We start from the raw sequence: 16,501 nt of genomic DNA on the forward strand, positions 1-16,501 counted from the left end.
TGGATGTCCTCAGAAGTTCACAATCGCCTGGATGACGATCGCATTGGCGATATCAACAAAGAAGGCGGATACAAGGGGGAGCACGACAAAGGCAATAGGCGACGGCCCATACCGTTTCGTGACAGCGGTCATATTGGCAATGGCGGTCGGGGTGGCGCCCAGCGCAAAGCCGCCAAATCCGGCAGCCAGCACCGCGGCGCGGTAGTTGCGTCCCATGACCGGGAACAGGACCCAGATCACAAAGGCTACCGTCAGCAGGGTTTGCGCGGCCATGATCACGGCAATCACAAGCCCCAGTTCGGCAATCGTCCAAAGCTGCAGGCTCATGAGGGACATTGCCAGGAAGGCGCCCAGGGCGAATTCCGAAATCAGCGCCAGCGTCGGCGTGCGCGAGACCGGAGCGGCGGCGGGCACCAAAGCGCTGCGCAGGTTCGAAATCACGATGCCCATGATCAGGCAAGGCACGAACAAGGGCAGTTTCAACCCCGCAGCGGCAATTGCGCCATGCAGGATAAAGCCCGAGATGATTGCCAGGTTCAGATACAGCAGCACCCGCATCACAGTCAGGTGGTCGATCCTGGACACCGCCGGGCGGGCCTCATCCGGCAGCCCGACCGTGTGCTGCTCATACGGGCGGTCCGGGGCCAGGCTGCGGCCTTCGACCAGCAGCCGCGCGATGGGCCCGCCGACCAGGGCAGCCAGCACCAGCCCCAGGGTGGCAACGGCCACGCCCAGCTCGGCAGCCCCTTCAATTCCGGCAGCTTGCGCGACTTCCGGGGCCCAGGCGATGGCGGTTCCATGCCCGCCGATCAGCGCCGCTGAGCCGAACAGCACACCGGTCTGCAACGGGTAGCCGAACAGCATTGCCCCGGCAACACCAACCACATTCTGCAAAACGATGGCCAGCAAAGTCAGCACGAGCAGCAGCAGCAGCGGCCGCCCGCCTGCAATCAGATCCGAAAGCCGTGCATTGAGGCCGATACAGGCGAAAAACAGAACCAGCAGAAAGTCCCGCGGCGCCAGGTCAAAGGACAGCTCTAAATCAAGCAGCGCGTACATGCCCAGCACTGCCAGCGACCCCAGCAGCCCGCCCGTCACCGGCTCAGGAATATTGAAACGCCGCAGAGCGTCCACGCGCGCGTTGATCTCCGCCCCCAGAAGATAGATGGCAAATCCCAGCGTCAGCGTCAGAAAACCGGGTATCTGGTAGGCTTCACCCACAGAACGGCCTGTCAGTTCCCGGGCCGGGGCGGGCATTCCTCGCCCACCACGGTGCCGTCATAGGCTTTCTGGCCGCAGTCATTCAGCTCATGCCAGACATAGCCGCGGCCCTCATTGGTGACGGCGACGATGCGGTCAACGCCATAGGAGATGTTCTTGACCGACAGGAACGACTTGGCCGAGCCATCGGCCAGCTTGGCGCCGATGGCCGCAGCTTCGAAGCACTCAAACCACTCCGGCGCATTGCGCGGCTCAGTCTTGTCCGACAGGGTAAAGACCTGCGCCAGCTCGTCCGGAGAAACCTTGGTGGTGAAACAGGCCCGGTAGCGGATCGGAGAGCTGTCAGCATCAATTGCCTCAAAGTCCGAATAGGCAATCGGCTGCCCCTCGCCGCCGTCCAGCGGCACCAATACCACGTCGCGGCCCGGCTGCAGCGCAACCTCGTCATAGAAGCCATAGACCTGCAGGTAGTACATCGCCCCCCCGGCCGCGAGGCCGGAAACGATCAGGGTCAGGGCAAGGAATTTCCCCATAACGTGCTGTCCCCTGCTTAGGCCGCGGTTTCAGCCGGATGGCCGCCGGCCTCGGTCTGCACAAAGGCGTCGGCGCATTGCTTGGCCAGCGCACGGACGCGGCCGATATAGGCCTGGCGCTCGGTGACCGAGATCACCCCGCGGGCATCCAGCAGGTTGAAGATATGCGAGGCCTTGATGCACTGGTCATACGCCGGATGCGCCATCACGATCCGCTTGCCGGTCTTGGGGTCCTGATGCTCCTGCGCCAGGATCGTGGCGCATTCGGCCTCGGCCTCCTCGAACTGGCGCAGCAGCACCTCGGTGTTGGCCACGTCAAAATTCCAGCGCGCGTATTCTTCCTCGGTCTGCTTGAACACATCGCCATAGGTCAGCGGGATCGGCGCGTCCGGATCGTTGAAGGGCATGTCCATCACGTGATCGACGCCCAGAACATACATCGCCAGACGCTCCAGACCATAGGTCAGCTCGCCCGAGACCGGATGGCAGTCATGGCCGCCGACCTGCTGGAAATAGGTGAACTGGCTGACTTCCATGCCGTCGCACCAGACTTCCCAGCCCAGCCCCCAGGCACCCAGCGTGGGGCTTTCCCAGTCATCCTCGACAAAGCGGATGTCATGCAGCGACATGTCGATGCCGATCGCCTCCAGCGAACCCAGGTACAGCGCCTGCAGATCCGGCGGGCTCGGTTTGATCAGCACCTGGTACTGGTAATAGTGCTGCAGACGGTTCGGGTTCTCGCCATAGCGCCCGTCGGTCGGGCGGCGCGAGGGTTGCACATATGCCGCGGCCCAGGCCTTGGACCCCAGCGAGCGCAGCGTGGTCGCCGGGTGGAAGGTCCCGGCGCCGACTTCCATGTCATAGGGCTGCATCACCGCGCAGCCTTTGGCGGCCCAGTAGCTCTGAAGCCTCAGGATAATCTCTTGGAAGGAGCGCGGCGCGCCGTTGGTCTGGGTCATCTCTCATCCCTTTTGGGGCAGCGGGCCTTCAGGGCCGGCCGGGGCAGCAATTGCGGGGATCTTCCTATGCAAGCCTATGGTCAGGGTCAACGCCCTGCGGGCGCTGGCACCGCCGCTGCGGCGCGCCGCACGCAGCGGATCGGCAACAAAAGTGCGGGAATGCGGCAACGGGCCGGGAATTCCCCCTGCCAAGAGGAGTTCCCTTCGGCCGCTCAAAATGCTTTACCTCCGCGCTAAAGAATAAGAGTTCTTCCGGGATACGAGGCCCACACATGAAAAAACTGTTTGCCGCTCTGGCCCTGCCGCTGATCGCGCTGGCCATTGCGTTCTCTGCGCCGGTATCGGCGCAAAGCAGCCGGGATGCGGTCTGGATCCAGATCGCCGCCCGCTCCTCTCTGCGCGAGGCCGAAACCGAGGCCCGCCGCTATGCCGCGCGCCTGCCGGATGTCTCCGGCTATGCGCTTGGCGGCGGCTGGTACGGCGTTGTCCTGGGCCCCTATGCGCGCGATGACGCCGAACGGGTGCTGCAGGTCTACCGCGCCGAGGGCCAGATCCCGCGCGACAGCTTCATCGCCTTCCGCCGCAACCTGGGCAGCCAGTTCTACCCGGTGGCCGCGGATGCCACCCAGCCCGCAGAACCGGCCCCTGCCCCGGAAGCCCCGGCGACGGCAGAGCCGGAACCGCAGCAGCAGGCGGCCATCCAGACCACTTTGCCCGATGAGTCTCCCGCCGAGGCCCGGCGCAGCGAGCGCGCGCTGAGCCGCGAGCAGCGGATGGAGCTGCAGGTGGCGCTGAAGGCCGCAGGCTATTACGACGCCGGCATCGACGGCGCCTTCGGCCGCGGCACCCGCGCTTCGATGAGCAACTGGCAGGCCGCCCGCGGCTTTGAGCCGACCGGCGTGCTGACCACTGCGCAGCGCCAGGTGCTGATGGACGAATACAACGCGCCGCTGCTCTCCGTCGGCATGGCCCGAGTTGAGGACGCCAAGGCCGGCATCGCTCTGCAGATGCCCGCGGATGAGGTAGCTTTCGACCGCTATAAATCGCCCTTCGCTCATTACACCAGCAAGGGGGATCTCGGCGCGCAGGTGCTGCTGATCAGCCAGCCCGGCGACAAGCGCACCCTGTTCGGCCTGTACGACATCCTGCAAACGCTGGAAATCGTGCCGCTGGAAGGCCCGCGCCAGCGCGGCAGCGACAGCTTCACCATCGAAGGCCGCAACGACCGGATCGTCTCCTTCACCCAGGCCAGCCTGAAGAACGGCGAAGTGAAGGGGTTCACCCTGATCTGGCCCGCCGGTGACGAAGACCGCCGCGCCCGGGTTCTGGCCGCGATGCAGGCCAGCTTTACCCGCCTCGGCGGCGTGCTGGACCCGGCCGCAGGCGGCGACGCGGTACAGGACATCGACCTGGTCGCCGGCCTGGAGATCCGCAAACCGAAACTGTCTCGCTCGGGCTTCTTCGTGGACGGCAACGGCAGCGTCCTGACCACCTCGGACGTGGTGGCGGGCTGCTCCCGGATCACCCTGGACCACGGCTATCAGGCCGAGGTTGCGGCCAATGACGCCGCCGGCGGCATCGCAATCCTGCGCCCGGCAGAACCGCTGGCCCCGGCCGCAGTGGCCGAGCTCAGCACCTCCTCGCCACGGCTGCAGTCCGAAGTCGCGGTCTCCGGCTTCTCCTACGAGGGCGTTTTGGGCGCACCGAGCCTCACCTGGGGCAAGATCGCCGACGTCAAAAGCCTCGATGGCAACACCGCCGTGGCGCGCCTCGACCTGGCCGCCCAGCCCGGCGACGCCGGCGGCCCGGTGCTCGACAGCACCGGCGCGGTGCACGGCATGCTGCTGCCGCGGCAGCCCGACGGCAAGCAGCTGCCCGAGGGTGTGAGCTTTGCGGTCAACGCCGAAGCCCTCCGCGGCGCGCTGAGCGCGGCCGGGGTGACCGCGGCCAGCAAGTCCCCCGCTGCAGGCAGCCTGCCCAGCGCAGCAATCGCCCGGCTCGCCTCCGGCATGACCGTCCTGGTCAGCTGCTGGGAGTAAGCACCCGGCCCGGATACGGGCGCTGAGGTTCAGAAAACATCAGTCGGCGCGCACACCGCGCCGGCTTTTTTTGCGGCGGGTGCCGCACCTGATTGAGAACTTTGCGCTTGTGGCGCAAGGGACAGCTCCCGCCCGGCTTCGGGCCTTTTCAGGCCCTCAGCCCGTTGGGCATGGCACCGCACCTGCGTGCGGTGCCGCGCCGCGCGCAGGCGCGGCGCCCGGCCCAAGTCCGCCAAGGGGGCATCAGCACGGCTGATGGCACCTGAGGGCGCGGGAGCCCGCTGCTGCCTGCCGGGCGCGTCTTTCGATTAGTACGGGTGGATGCGGCCGTCCCAGGTGTGGAAGCAGCCGGTGGTTTCCAGCGACAGCACCTCGAACTCGTTGATCAGCCCGGCGACCAATTCCGCCACCGTGATGTCGCCCTCATCGCCGCCCATGTCGGTGCGCACCCAGCCCGGGTGATAGATGCCGACGGCAATGCCCTCGGGCTGCAGGTCGGTGGCCAGGTTGCGGCCGATGTTGAGCGCCGCCGCCTTGGACGCGCGGTAGGCATAGCTGCCGCCCGGCGCCCGCGCCTGGCTTGCCATCTGCGACGACATAATGGCGATCTTCGGCTCTTCCGCCAGCCGCAGATTGGGCAGCATCGCCTGCACCGTCAGGAACACTCCGGTCACATTGGCTGCCAGCGTCTTGGCCCAGACCTCGGCGGAGTAATCCTCCAGCCCCATCGCCTTGTCGATATAAACACCTGCATTGCAGATCAGCAGATCCACTGGCCGGTTCCGGATCTGGGCCGCAAAACGCGCCTGCTGGCCGGGGTCGGAGACATCCAGCTTCACTCCCGAGGAATGATCCCGCGAGGTGCCGGTCACCTCGTGGCCCGCTTCCCGCAGCTGCTTCACCAGCTCCTTGCCGATGCCGCGGCTGGTTCCCGTCACAACTGCATGCATATTGCCCTGTCCCTCAATTCGATTTTCGCCCGGGGCGGAACGGCAGCGGCATCACCGGCACGCCTTCCTCGATCAGCGCCCGCGCGTCTTCCAGATTGGCCTCGCCATGAATGGCCCGTTCCGGCGCTTCGCCCAAATGCATCGCCCGCGCCTCCCGGACGAAACTGCTGCCGACGTAGTCGGAATTTTCCTCAACCTTGCGGCGCAGTTCGGCGATTGCCTTTTCAACCTCGCCCGACGGGCGGCTCAACAGCCCCGGCCCGGACTGCGCTGCTTCGGACGCCGCTGCCGGCACCTGTGCGGCAGATGCAGGCGGAGCTGCGGGTTCGGCAGACTTCGGTTCAGGCTCGCCAACACCGGACACTGCCTTGCGCCCCGGGCGCACCCGCGGCGCCATGATCGCCTTTGTCACCCCGGTGCGGCCGCAAACCGCACAGGACACCATGCCGGCCGCCGCCAGCTTGTCAAACGCCGCCGCAGACTGGAACCAGCTGTCAAAGCTGTGGCCCTCTGCGCATTTGAGGCTGTATTGAATCATGTTTTCCCTCATAGCAGGAAGGGGCGATTAAATCTCCCTTTCCAGCAAGTGCAAGAGCGCAGTGCGCCTAAACCGCCGCACCGGGGCGTTGCAGCCGCTGCCGCAGCCGCGCCGCCAGCTCCTCCTGCGGTGTTCCGGCCTCCACCGCCAGCCGCCGCAGGCCGAAATGCACATGCGCCATCTCCCGGTAATAGCCCGAAAAGACATAGTTCACCGCAGCCCCTGCAACCGCCCCGGCAACCGGCACCGCCTGCGCCGCCAGCTTCTGCCCCAGCACGGCCCCCAGTTTGGGCGCCACCTGGGCAATCAGCTTGTGCACCCCGCCGGGAAGCCCCAGCCGCAATGAGACAAAGCCCAGGTCCGCGCCGTCATCCTCTGCCAGCGGGCCCGCCGCCGCAAACACCTGGATGCAGTCGAAGGTCACGCTCTCGGCCTCCGGGTCAAAGCCCTCGGCGGCGGCAGCGCTTTGAATGGTGCGCAGCAGAAAGGCAGTGGTTGCAGGCAGCTCCACCAGCGCCCCGGGCAGACCCGCCGCGCCGCCCGCCGCGCCCATGGCGGCGCTCACCACCCGGTCGACGCCAGGCTTCTGGTCAGGCACCAGGCGGCGCGAGGTGGTGGCGCTTTTCATCGCCAGCCGCAACGCGGTTTCCGTGGCGCCGGTCAGCCCGGCCCGTACCGGCGCGGGCAGGCGCTCCAGCAGGCTCTCGCCGCTGCCGCCCAGCCGGGTCATCAGCTCCACGCCGAACCCGCCCGCCGCGTGATAGCGTTCGGCCAGCGCATCCAGCTCCAACTCGATCTCCTGCGGGCTAAGCTCCCGCGCTTTGCTCAAAATATCCGCCACATCCGCCTCCTGTACCTGCCTAAGAGATCGGCGGAACCGGCGGTGATTTCAACCCTGCCAGCGGGTGACCTGGCCCCGGATGCCGTCCCAGGCGCCATCTTGCAAGGCAAGCCCCAGAACCCGGTCCGGGTTGGTTGGGGGCGGCATTTCCACCCCCTCCAAGCGGGTGAACCCAAAGCGCAGGTAATAGGGCGCATCGCCCACCAGCATCACCCGCGCCCAGCCGGTTTCCTCCGCCTTGGCCAGGCTGTCACGAATCAGCGACCCGCCCAACCCCTCGCCCTGGCGCGTCGGGTGCACCGCCACCGGCCCCAGCAGCAGCGCTGGCGCCTCCCCGATCAGCACCGGCCAGAACCGGATCGCCGCGGCCAGGATACCGTCGCTGTCGCGCGCCACTTGGCTGAGGCCAGCCACCGGCGGCACCCCGTCGCGCAGCCGGTACGAGGACAGCGCCTCGCGGCCCGGCGCAAAGCACAGGTCATACAGCGCCTCGACTTCCCACCGGTCGTCCGCCTGTTCCGCTTGCAATTCGATCACGCTGCCCTGCCTCCGCCAATATCCCCTGCGGGCTGGCATTTGGCCTAACACGGGCGTAAGGCTTGGGCAAACACCTAAGCCACAGAACAGGAAGCCAGAATGTTCTACCGCCCCGAGGATGGCCACGGCCTGCCCCACAACCCGTTCAACGCCATTGTCACGCCCCGCCCGATCGGCTGGATCTCCTCCCGCTCTGCGGACGGGATCAACAACCTGGCGCCCTATTCCTTTTTCAACGCGGTGGCCTATACGCCGCCGCAGGTGATGTTTGCCTCCACCAGCGCCAAGCCGGACCAGGACGGTACCAAGGACAGTGTCGCCAATATCGAGGCCACCGGCGTCTTTTGCGTCAACGTGGTGTCCTACGCGCTGCGCGACGCGATGAACGCCAGCTCCGGCGCGCTGCCCAAGGACGAGGACGAGTTCGCCCATGCCGGCCTGACCGCCGTGGAGTGCGAAACCATCGCCTGCGCCCGCGTCGCCGAAGCCCCGGCAGCGCTGGAATGCAAGCTCACCCGGATCGTGACCCTGCCGGGCGAGGCCAACAAGGTGGTGTTCGGCGAGGTGACCGGCGTGCACATGCGCGACGAATGCCTCAAGGACGGCGCCTTCGACGTCACCACCTTCCAGCCGCTGGCCCGCCTCGGCTACCGCGACTATTCGGTGGTGCGTGACCTGTTCCCGCTTACCCGCCCCGATGATTGAGGCCCGCGATGCCGCTGCCTGACCCCCGCAAGCGCAACCCGATCATCCTGCCCGACGGCACGCCGCACGCGGGCACCGTAATGCTCGCCCGGGTGCTGGACCATCCCAATATCCAGGCAGGGGACTACAGCTACGCCTCCGATTTCGACCCGCCGGAGAACTGGGGGCAGCACCTTGCCCCCTACCTGTTCCCCGGCGCCCGCGAACGGCTGGTGATCGGCCGTTTCTGCCAGATCGCCCACGGCGCCCGCTTCATCACCGCCTCAGCCAACCACGCGCAGGAAGGCCTCAGCTGCTACCCCTTCCCGGTGTTCGACCCCAGCCAGATGGCGGGTTTCCAGCCCGATACCCGCGACACGGTGATCGGCAACGATGTCTGGATCGGCTACGGCGCCCTGATCCTGCCCGGCGCCCGCGTCAGTGACGGCGCCATCATCGGCGCAGGCGCCGTGGTGCGCGGCACGGTGCCGCCTTATGCCATCGTCACCGGCAACCCCGGCACTGTGCAGGCGCACCGCTTCCCCAAACCGCAGATTGCCCGGCTGCTGGCGCTGAAATGGTGGGACTGGCCCGCAGAGCTGATCACCCGCGCCGAACCCGCGCTCTTGTCCGGCGACCTCGACATGCTCGAAACCCTCGCCCCCGACTAAGCCTCTGCTGGTATGGTGAGCCAGAAGCACCATTTCAAACAAAAAACCCGCGGTTCGCCAGACCCGCGGGTTTCTCTTTCACTCCACCCGGCCTCAGTGGCCGCCCAGGATCCCGGTCCTGACCGAATAATCCACCGCGACCTCGTATTCCGGGTCATCGTCGCTATCGACCATCAGGTGGCCCGCCTTGGTCAGCAGCTGGTGGCAATCGCGGCTCAGATGCCGCAGCACCAGCTTCTTGCCCTCAGCCTCATACTTCCCGGCCACCGCCTCGATCGCCTGCAGCGCCGACTGGTCCACCACCCGGCTGCGGGCAAAGTCCACGATCACCCGCTCCGGATCGCCCGCCACATCAAACAGCTCGATGAACCCGTCGGTGGAGCCAAAGAACAGCGGTCCCTCGATTTCATAGACCTTGGCGCCCTTGTCGCTTGCGGACTCGCGGGTATAGGCGTGGATGCGGCGCGCGTTGTTCCAGGCATAGGCCAGCGCCGAGACGATGACGCCAACAACAACCGCAATCGCCAGGTCGGTCATCACCGTCACCACGGTCACCAGAACGATCACAAAGGCGTCCATCGGCGGCACCTTGGTCATGATCTTGAGGCTGTTCCAGGCAAAGGTGCCGATCACCACCATGAACATCACGCCCACCAGCGCGGCCAGCGGGATCTGCTCGATCAACGGCGAGGCCACCACGATAAAGGCCAGCAGGAACAGCGCCGCGGCAATGCCCGCGATCCGCGTGCGCCCGCCCGATTTCACGTTGATCATCGACTGGCCGATCATCGCACACCCGCCCATGCCGCCAAAGAAGCCGGTCACCACATTGGACGCCCCCTGCGCGATGCACTCCTGCGAGGCACCGCCGCGTTTGCCGGTGATCTCGCCCACCAGGTTCAAGGTCAGCAGGCTCTCGATCAGGCCGATGGCGGCCAGGATCACCGCATAGGGCAGGATGATCTCAAAGGTTTCCCAGTTCAGCGGCACCATCGGAATGTGGAAGGCCGGCAGGCCGCCCTCGATCGAGGCCATGTCGCCCACCCGCGGCACATCCAGCCCCATGGCGATCACCAGCACCGCCACAATGCCGATCCCCGCCAGCGGCGCCGGGATCACCGATGTAATCTTGGGCATCCCCCAGATGATCACCATGGTCAGCGCCACCAGCCCCAGCATCAAGAGCAGTGAGCCGCCCTGCAGCCACTCCGCGCCGCCGGTTGCCGGATCCTTGAACTGGGTCAGCTGCGCCAGGAAGATCACGATCGCCAGACCGTTCACAAAGCCCAGCATCACCGGATGCGGCACCAGGCGGATGAACTTGCCCCAATGCATGACGCCCGCAAAGATCTGCAAAATCCCCATCAGCACCACGGTGGCAAACAGGTATTCCACCCCGTGCTCGGCCACCAGCGCCACCATCACCACCGCCAGCGCGCCGGTCGCGCCGGAGATCATTCCTGGCCGGCCGCCAAACACCGCGGTGATCAGCCCCACCATAAAGGCCGCGTAAAGCCCGACCAGCGGATGCACTCCGGCAACAAAGGCAAAGGCCACCGCCTCCGGCACCAGCGCCAGCGCCACGGTGAGGCCGGACAGCAGTTCGGTGCGCACTCGGGCCACGGTAAAGCCCTCGTCCTGCATGATGGAGAGGTTGGGCGGTGATATCTGCTTGGCCAGCAAAGCCATGGCTGCGCGTCTCATGTCTGGTACCTGTGCTCGGGAGGGGAGTGTTCGCTGCCCGCCCCTAGCGGAAATACGCCAACGGGGCAAGGGTGCGGGGTGTGTGCGGCCCGTCGCGCGAACGTGAATTGCAACAACAGCCTGCCATACACAGGTTCAACCGCAGTGAGTTCCTTTGGGGAATATTGATGCGGATCCTGCTTGCCTGCCTTGCCCTCGCCGCCGCCCCTGCCGTTGCGCAGGACCGGGCCGGAAATGACACCGCCAGCGACTGGCGGGTCAAACACTATGAGAGCTTTGGCATCTGGACCTCCGTCTGTGATGAGCGCGAGGAAGCTGGCGCGCTGATGCAGCGCTGTTACATCCGCTGGGTGGATGTGTTTTCACCGCGCCCCAAGTTCGCCGGCCAGTTCCTGTTTCTCACCCCAGACGAGGACGGCTGGAAAGTGGAGTTCGGCATCGAACCCGGAACCCTGTTCAGCCCCGGCGGGTTCCGTATCGAACAGGAGGGAGAGGTCACTTGGCGCAGCCTGCACCCCGGCTGCCTGACCGGCCTCAGCTGCAGCTTCACCGGCGCGGGCGCGGACAGGCTGATCGCGCAGATGAAGGGCGGTGGCGCCTTCCGCTTCACCTTCCGCGACCGGCACGGTCAAGCGCAGGATCTCACCTGGCCGCTCGAAGGGTTCAATTCAGCCTTTGCCGATTTTCAGGCTGCTGCCAAGGCCCGCAGTCTTGTGGAATAACCGCCGGGAAAGGTCAGCAATGCTGCCATGCCAAGCTTTTGGCCGCATGGCAGCAAACCCGCCCGCCCGGCACTCGCCTGCCTAACGGCAGGTGGCCCCCGCCTTTTCCTCTTGCCAAAAGTATCCCGCCGGAGGCATCCCAGCCTCTGCGGCAGCCGCCCGGTGTACAGGGGGTGCACAGGGGGTGCACGCATGTCACCCCCTGTTTATCTCCACGGGCTTGCCAAATCCCGCCCCGCTTGCGCATAACCCGAACAACAGCATCAGGAGGGCAGCACGTGACCGCTACAGACACCCGTGAAACCATGATTGCCGTGATCGGCGGCTCGGGCATTTATGAGATCGACGGGCTAGAAGGCGCCGAGTGGGTCTCGGTCGACACCCCTTGGGGGGCGCCGTCGGATCACATTCTGACCGGCTCTCTGGGCGGCGTGAAGATGGCCTTCCTGCCCCGCCACGGCCGCGGCCATGTGCATTCCCCGACCGAGGTCCCCTACCGCGCCAATATCGACGCGCTGAAGCGGCTGGGCGTGACTGACGTGTTCTCTGTCTCCGCCTGCGGCTCGTTCCGCGAGGAAATGGCGCCGGGCGATTTTGTTGTTGTCGATCAATTCATTGACCGGACCTTTGCGCGCGAGAAGAGCTTCTTCGGCACCGGTTGCGTCGCCCATGTGAGCGTCGCGCACCCAACCTGCGAGCGGCTGTCGGACGCGGCAGAGGCGGCAGGCAGGGATGCCGGCATCAACATCCATCGCGGCGGCACCTACCTGTGCATGGAAGGGCCGCAGTTCTCCTCGATGGCGGAAAGCAAGATGTACCGCGAGCAATGGGGTTGCGACGTGATCGGCATGACCAACATGCCCGAAGCCAAGCTCGCCCGCGAGGCTGAGCTGTGTTACGCCTCCATCGCTATGGTCACCGATTACGACAGCTGGCACCCGGAGCATGGCGCGGTGGAAATAACTGATATCATTGCGACTTTGCAGGGCAACTCCGCCAACGCCCGCGAACTGGTGCGCCGCCTGCCCGACCTTCTGGGACAGCAGCGCGCGGACTGCCCGCACGGCTGCGACAAGGCGCTAGAGTACGCCATCATGACCGCGCCGGAGCGGCGGGATCCGGCGCTGCAGGCCAAACTCGACGCGGTGGCGGGCCGGGTGCTGGGCTGATCCCCAGCGGCAACAGGTTGAAAGTTCCGGGGCGGGCCGCAAGGTGCCGCCCCTTTTCTTTTGCCAACCGGGTACCTTTATCGGACGGTAGGATTTGCCTCAGGATTTCAGGACCATTTCATGCGCCTCCACGGATTGGACATCGCCCGTTTCCTCGCCTTCTGCGGCATGGTATTGGTCAACTTCCGGATCGCGGCGCAGGTAACCCCGGGCACGGATGCCATCTCGCTGTTCACCAACAGTCTGGAGGGAAGGGCTGCGGCGCTGTTCGTCGTCCTCGCGGGGGTTGGCCTGTCGCTCGGCAGGCCGGACCGCGCAACCCTGTTCCGCCGCGCGGTATTCCTGTTCCTGATCGGCCTGTTGAACCTGACCATCTTCGACGCCGACATCCTGCATTTCTACGCGCTCTACTTCCTGGTGGCGCTGCCCTTCCTGACAGCCTCCGGCCGGGTGCTGATATGGGCTGCCGGCGGCACGGTGCTGATCGGCCTGATCAGCCTTCTGGCACTGGACTACGAGGCGCATTGGAACTGGGAGACGCTGACCTACGCGGAGTTCTGGACGCTGGAAGGCTTCCTGCGGCATTCCTTCTTCAACGGCTGGCACCCCGTGTTTCCCTGGGCGGCCTTCCTCTTCCTGGGCATGTGGATCGGTCGCCTGAACCTGGCGAGCCGGGCCGTGCAGGCGCGCCTGGTGCTGTTGGGCGCAGCGGCCGCTTTGCTGGCGGCCCTGCCCGGGCTTCTGTTGCAGGATCCGGAGCTGGCCGAGCTTCTGGGCACTAGCGCCATTCCTCCCGGACCGCTCTACATCCTTGCGGCCTCCGGCAGCGCGCTGGCGGTCATCGGGCTGACGATCGCCATCACCCCGGCGCTGGACAAGGCAGGACTTGCCGAATGGCTGGCCGCCCCGGGTCAGCAGGCACTCAGCCTCTATGCAGCGCACATCCTGCTCGGCATGGGGACCTTGGAGGCGATGGGGCAGCTTGACGGCTCACTGACGGCTGAGCAGATCTTTGGCTACTCGCTGGGCTTCTGCGCCCTGTGCATGGTGGCGGCCTGGGTCTGGAAACTCTTTGCCAAACGCGGGCCGCTGGAGGCGCTGATGCGCTGGAGCACCAGCTTTCCCCGATGACGTCCGCTGGCAAGCTTGCCGCTGCTCCACTAGCGTTTGCTGTTTTCCTTCAGGAACTTGCGGATGAAGTGCCGGATCTCCCGCGCCGCCGAGGTGTCCAGGTCCTTGCACAACTCGACAAAAGCGTCCCGGTCCTCCTTGTTCAGGCGCAGGATCAGCTGGCTGTCTTTCTTGCCGGCCTTCTTATCCTTCTTGGCCACCCGTCTGCTCCCCTCTGTGCCGCGACGTTGATTTGCGGCGCATTTGTATATACATTTAATATACCCCCGCAGCCGCCTGAAGCTGCGCAAAACCAGTGTAATGTTAAACAGTCGAGGCAGATCTACCATGAACATCAATGCCGCCCAAAGTCTTCTTGTCCTGCGCCGCCGCGACTGGCGCCGCGCGCATCTGGCCTGGATTCCGGAAAGCCTCTACCGCAGCTACCTCTCGCGGCGGAAAATCCGGCACGCAAAGTAACGTCACCGGCTTGGCGGCCGGTTCCCCCTTGCATGATGGCGCGGCTTCGGCCAAACCCCCTGTGCCCGGCAGCGCTGCCGGGCCGCCGGAACCGATGCGCCAAGGGGAGCCAAGCCGATGCCCAAGAAGACCGCCGTCAAGGATTACATCCGCACCATCGTCGACTTCCCGCATGAAGGGATCATGTTCCGCGATGTGACCACCCTTTTTGCCGACCCGCGTGGGTTCCGCATGGCGATCGACCAGATGCTGCACCCCTACGCAGGCGAGCAGATCGACAAGGTTGTGGGGCTTGAGGCGCGCGGCTTTATCCTGGGCGGCGCAATTGCGCATCAGCTGAGCGTCGGTTTCGTGCCGATCCGCAAGAAGGGCAAGCTGCCCGGCACCACCATCAGCCAAGAATACAAGCTGGAATACGGCGAGGCGATCGTGGAAATCCACGATGACGCGATCAAGCCGGGCGAGAAGATTCTGGTGGTTGACGACCTGCTGGCCACCGGCGGCACCGCAGGCGCAGGCATCAAGCTGATCGAGCGGCTGGGCGGCGAGATCGTGTCCTGCTCCTTCATCGTCGACCTGCCGGAGCTGGGCGGCCGCAAACTGCTGGAGAGCATGGGCATGGACGTGCACGTCCTCTGCGAGTTCGAAGGCCTCTGAGCCGGACCTGTCAAACGGCCCCGTGCGTTAAGCGCTGACGGCGCGGCTCTCCCGCCCGCCCTGCGCCATTTTCTTTGAAAACGGCTTTGCCGGTTAGGCATGGCCTTTCAGGAGCCCCGGAAGGGCACCTGAAAGGCGCGCCGCGCATCTGCGCGGCGCCGGGCCCAAATCCGCCAGGCGGTCCGGCGCAGCCGGGCAGCCGAGGGTGCGGGAGCCTTTCCTGCTACAGAGAAATCAGACGGCCCGCAGCACCGCGCCCGGGTTCATGATCCCGTTCGGGTCAAGCGCCTGCTTGATGGCCCGCATGGCCGCCAGCTTGACCGGATCGCCGTAACGCTCCAAATCGCCGGTCTTCATTCGCCCTACGCCGTGCTCAGCGCTGAACGAACCGCCAAAGCTGTGGACCAGATCATGCACAGCCTCCTTAACGGCGCCGCGCAGGTGGTCGTAGTCGTCCCGCTTGCGGCCTTTGGGCGGGAACACATTGTAGTGCAAGTTGCCGTCGCCCAAGTGGCCGAAACAATTGATGCGGAATGCGCCCAAGGCCGCCACAGCTTCACGGCCGCGCTCGATGAACGCCGGGATTTCCGAGATCGGTACGGAGATGTCATGGCTGGAAACCGCACCGATCGCCTTGTTGGCGACCGGGATATGCTCGCGCAGCGACCACAGCGCCTGCCGCTGCGCTTCGGACTGGGCAATGACGCCATCCTCGGCGAGTCCGGCCTGTTCCGCCGCCGCGAACAGCTCTGCCAGGGCAGTTTCCGGGTCCAGACCGCGCGGCAGGCCGAGTTCGATCAGCACCGACCACTCCGGCGCCCGGGCAAACGGCTGGCGCACCTGCGGCTGGGTTTCGGCAAGAAACTCCAGCCCTTGCCGGTGGATCAGTTCAAAGGCACTGACGGCCTCCCCTGCCTGATCCCGGGCCAGTGCCAGCAGCGCGATGGCCGCTTCCGGGTCTGTCACGGTGAAAATCGCCGTGCCCTGCCCCGCCGGGACCGGCGACAGTTTCAGGGCCGCAGCGGTGATCACCCCCAAGGTGCCTTCCGCGCCGATCAGCAGGTTCTTGAGGTCGTAGCCGGTGTTGTCCTTCCTCAGCCGCGACAGCCCGTGCCAGATCTCACCCGTCGGCAGCACCGCTTCCAGCCCCAGGCAGAGGTCCCGGGCATTGCCGTAGCGCAGCACGTTGACGCCGCCCGCATTGGTCGAGAGGTTGCCGCCGATCCGGGCCGAGCCTTCCGCTGCCAGCGACAGGGGGAACAGCCGTCCGGCATCCCGCGCCGCGGCCTGAACGTCCGCCAGTATGGCGCCGGCCTCGGCGATGATCACGTTTTCCTGCGGGTGGACTGCGCGGATCGCGGTCATCCGCTCTAGCGACAGCAGCAGCGGCGCGGGGCCCTCCGGCATCACCTGGCCGCCGACCAGCCCGGTGCCGCCGCCGTAGGGGACCACCGGCACCCGGGCGGCATTGGCCTCGCGAACCAAAACTGAGACCTGCTCCACGTTTTGCGGCAGCGCCAGCATGCCGGCCTGCCCCTGATAGCGCCCGCGCGGCTCCTCCAGGTGGCGCGGCTCCGGCTGGCGCAGCATGCCTTCGGGCAGCAGGGCGGAGAGACGGGCGGCAAAGGCGGGGTCGGCGGGGGTCAGGCTCATGCCTTATCCATGCCGCAAGGCCCGGCGGCTGGC

Annotated in this window: 18 protein-coding genes; 8 read left to right on the forward strand and 10 right to left on the reverse strand. The window is 66.0% G+C overall.

What is annotated here, in order from left to right; genetic code table 11:
* Positions 1-9: 9 nt before the first annotated feature.
* The 3 genes from gltS to ACXAED_RS03255 are packed head-to-tail and all read right to left on the reverse strand — an operon-like array spanning position 10 to position 2,713.
* On the reverse strand, positions 10-1,257 hold the full coding sequence (gene gltS, locus ACXAED_RS03245; protein WP_475046846.1) for a sodium/glutamate symporter: 1,248 nt from the start codon (positions 1,255-1,257) through the stop codon (positions 10-12).
* Positions 1,233-1,754 carry a DUF6446 family protein gene (locus tag ACXAED_RS03250; RefSeq protein ID WP_475046848.1) on the reverse strand — a complete coding sequence of 174 codons (522 nt, stop codon included), beginning with the start codon at positions 1,752-1,754 and terminating at the stop codon, positions 1,233-1,235. The genes gltS and ACXAED_RS03250 overlap by 25 nt, the downstream gene beginning before the upstream one ends.
* Before the next feature lie 17 nt (positions 1,755-1,771).
* Positions 1,772-2,713: a glycine--tRNA ligase subunit alpha gene (locus ACXAED_RS03255; protein WP_475046850.1), complete on the reverse strand. Its 942-nt coding sequence runs from the start codon at positions 2,711-2,713 to the stop codon at positions 1,772-1,774.
* A 272-nt stretch (positions 2,714-2,985) separates the two neighbouring features.
* Between ACXAED_RS03255 and ACXAED_RS03260 the strand changes: the two genes are divergently transcribed.
* Complete coding sequence (locus tag ACXAED_RS03260) at positions 2,986-4,752, forward strand: trypsin-like peptidase domain-containing protein (RefSeq protein ID WP_475046851.1); 1,767 nt, start codon at positions 2,986-2,988, stop codon at positions 4,750-4,752.
* 308 nt (positions 4,753-5,060) lie between these two features.
* On the opposite strand, the gene ACXAED_RS03265 is transcribed toward ACXAED_RS03260, so the two are convergent.
* The 4 genes from ACXAED_RS03265 to ACXAED_RS03280 all read right to left on the reverse strand — a co-directional run bounded on the left by ACXAED_RS03265 (position 5,061) and on the right by ACXAED_RS03280 (position 7,618).
* On the reverse strand, positions 5,061-5,702 hold the full coding sequence (locus ACXAED_RS03265) for an SDR family oxidoreductase (protein ID WP_475046853.1): 642 nt from the start codon (positions 5,700-5,702) through the stop codon (positions 5,061-5,063).
* A gap of 13 nt (positions 5,703-5,715) precedes the next feature.
* Positions 5,716-6,240, reverse strand: coding sequence for a DUF1178 family protein (locus ACXAED_RS03270; protein WP_475046854.1), 525 nt, complete (start codon positions 6,238-6,240; stop codon positions 5,716-5,718).
* 67 nt (positions 6,241-6,307) lie between these two features.
* Entirely contained in the window at positions 6,308-7,081 is a 774-nt protein-coding gene (locus tag ACXAED_RS03275) for an EcsC family protein (protein WP_475046856.1), read from the reverse strand.
* A 48-nt stretch (positions 7,082-7,129) separates the two neighbouring features.
* Positions 7,130-7,618, reverse strand: a complete 489-nt coding sequence (locus ACXAED_RS03280; RefSeq protein ID WP_475046857.1) for a GNAT family N-acetyltransferase — start codon at positions 7,616-7,618, stop codon at positions 7,130-7,132.
* Between the two features lie 99 nt (positions 7,619-7,717).
* Here ACXAED_RS03280 and ACXAED_RS03285 point away from each other — a divergent pair, with 99 nt between their 5' ends.
* Both ACXAED_RS03285 and ACXAED_RS03290 read left to right on the forward strand, forming a co-directional pair.
* Entirely contained in the window at positions 7,718-8,323 is a 606-nt protein-coding gene (locus ACXAED_RS03285; protein ID WP_475046859.1) for a flavin reductase family protein, read from the forward strand.
* Between the two features lie 8 nt (positions 8,324-8,331).
* Positions 8,332-8,973 (forward strand): CatB-related O-acetyltransferase, encoded by a 642-nt coding sequence (locus tag ACXAED_RS03290; RefSeq protein ID WP_475046860.1) that lies wholly within the window; start codon positions 8,332-8,334, stop codon positions 8,971-8,973.
* A 93-nt stretch (positions 8,974-9,066) separates the two neighbouring features.
* Here ACXAED_RS03290 and ACXAED_RS03295 read toward each other — a convergent pair whose 3' ends face one another.
* Positions 9,067-10,677 (reverse strand): SulP family inorganic anion transporter, encoded by a 1,611-nt coding sequence (locus tag ACXAED_RS03295; RefSeq protein WP_475046862.1) that lies wholly within the window; start codon positions 10,675-10,677, stop codon positions 9,067-9,069.
* A 167-nt stretch (positions 10,678-10,844) separates the two neighbouring features.
* Here ACXAED_RS03295 and ACXAED_RS03300 point away from each other — a divergent pair, with 167 nt between their 5' ends.
* The 3 genes from ACXAED_RS03300 (at position 10,845) to ACXAED_RS03310 (ending at position 13,699) form a co-directional block, all read left to right on the forward strand.
* Positions 10,845-11,399 carry an invasion associated locus B family protein gene (locus tag ACXAED_RS03300; protein ID WP_475046863.1) on the forward strand — a complete coding sequence of 185 codons (555 nt, stop codon included), beginning with the start codon at positions 10,845-10,847 and terminating at the stop codon, positions 11,397-11,399.
* 305 nt (positions 11,400-11,704) lie between these two features.
* Positions 11,705-12,568, forward strand: a complete 864-nt coding sequence (locus ACXAED_RS03305; protein ID WP_475052999.1) for an S-methyl-5'-thioadenosine phosphorylase — start codon at positions 11,705-11,707, stop codon at positions 12,566-12,568.
* A 120-nt stretch (positions 12,569-12,688) separates the two neighbouring features.
* Positions 12,689-13,699: a DUF418 domain-containing protein gene (locus tag ACXAED_RS03310; protein ID WP_475046865.1), complete on the forward strand. Its 1,011-nt coding sequence runs from the start codon at positions 12,689-12,691 to the stop codon at positions 13,697-13,699.
* Positions 13,700-13,728: 29 nt separating this feature from the next.
* Here ACXAED_RS03310 and ACXAED_RS03315 read toward each other — a convergent pair whose 3' ends face one another.
* Positions 13,729-13,899 carry a hypothetical protein gene (locus ACXAED_RS03315; protein ID WP_475046867.1) on the reverse strand — a complete coding sequence of 57 codons (171 nt, stop codon included), beginning with the start codon at positions 13,897-13,899 and terminating at the stop codon, positions 13,729-13,731.
* A 127-nt stretch (positions 13,900-14,026) separates the two neighbouring features.
* Between ACXAED_RS03315 and ACXAED_RS03320 the strand changes: the two genes are divergently transcribed.
* On the forward strand, positions 14,027-14,158 hold the full coding sequence (locus ACXAED_RS03320; protein WP_475046869.1) for a hypothetical protein: 132 nt from the start codon (positions 14,027-14,029) through the stop codon (positions 14,156-14,158).
* A gap of 117 nt (positions 14,159-14,275) precedes the next feature.
* Entirely contained in the window at positions 14,276-14,815 is a 540-nt protein-coding gene (locus tag ACXAED_RS03325) for an adenine phosphoribosyltransferase (protein ID WP_008556837.1), read from the forward strand.
* Between the two features lie 234 nt (positions 14,816-15,049).
* On the opposite strand, the gene ACXAED_RS03330 is transcribed toward ACXAED_RS03325, so the two are convergent.
* The gene (locus ACXAED_RS03330) at positions 15,050-16,468 is read right to left on the reverse strand and encodes an FAD-binding oxidoreductase (RefSeq protein WP_475046871.1); all 1,419 of its coding nucleotides are present in this window, start codon (positions 16,466-16,468) and stop codon (positions 15,050-15,052) included.
* Positions 16,469-16,501 lie beyond the last annotated feature (33 nt).

The organism is Leisingera sp. ABM4_103 (genome assembly GCF_056158685.1).

Coding starts and splice junctions, on each gene's coding strand:
- ACXAED_RS03325 (WP_008556837.1), top strand. CDS start 14,276: ATGCCCAAGAAGACCGCCGTCAAGGATTACATCCGCACCATCGTCGAC.
- ACXAED_RS03295 (WP_475046862.1), bottom strand. CDS start 10,677: ATGAGACGCGCAGCCATGGCTTTGCTGGCCAAGCAGATATCACCGCCC.
- ACXAED_RS03285 (WP_475046859.1), top strand. CDS start 7,718: ATGTTCTACCGCCCCGAGGATGGCCACGGCCTGCCCCACAACCCGTTC.
- ACXAED_RS03250 (WP_475046848.1), bottom strand. CDS start 1,754: ATGGGGAAATTCCTTGCCCTGACCCTGATCGTTTCCGGCCTCGCGGCC.
- ACXAED_RS03290 (WP_475046860.1), top strand. CDS start 8,332: ATGCCGCTGCCTGACCCCCGCAAGCGCAACCCGATCATCCTGCCCGAC.
- ACXAED_RS03255 (WP_475046850.1), bottom strand. CDS start 2,713: ATGACCCAGACCAACGGCGCGCCGCGCTCCTTCCAAGAGATTATCCTG.
- gltS (WP_475046846.1), bottom strand. CDS start 1,257: ATGCCCGCCCCGGCCCGGGAACTGACAGGCCGTTCTGTGGGTGAAGCC.
- ACXAED_RS03300 (WP_475046863.1), top strand. CDS start 10,845: ATGCGGATCCTGCTTGCCTGCCTTGCCCTCGCCGCCGCCCCTGCCGTT.
- ACXAED_RS03330 (WP_475046871.1), bottom strand. CDS start 16,468: ATGAGCCTGACCCCCGCCGACCCCGCCTTTGCCGCCCGTCTCTCCGCC.
- ACXAED_RS03270 (WP_475046854.1), bottom strand. CDS start 6,240: ATGATTCAATACAGCCTCAAATGCGCAGAGGGCCACAGCTTTGACAGC.
- ACXAED_RS03310 (WP_475046865.1), top strand. CDS start 12,689: ATGCGCCTCCACGGATTGGACATCGCCCGTTTCCTCGCCTTCTGCGGC.
- ACXAED_RS03320 (WP_475046869.1), top strand. CDS start 14,027: ATGAACATCAATGCCGCCCAAAGTCTTCTTGTCCTGCGCCGCCGCGAC.
- ACXAED_RS03305 (WP_475052999.1), top strand. CDS start 11,705: ATGATTGCCGTGATCGGCGGCTCGGGCATTTATGAGATCGACGGGCTA.
- ACXAED_RS03260 (WP_475046851.1), top strand. CDS start 2,986: ATGAAAAAACTGTTTGCCGCTCTGGCCCTGCCGCTGATCGCGCTGGCC.
- ACXAED_RS03265 (WP_475046853.1), bottom strand. CDS start 5,702: ATGCATGCAGTTGTGACGGGAACCAGCCGCGGCATCGGCAAGGAGCTG.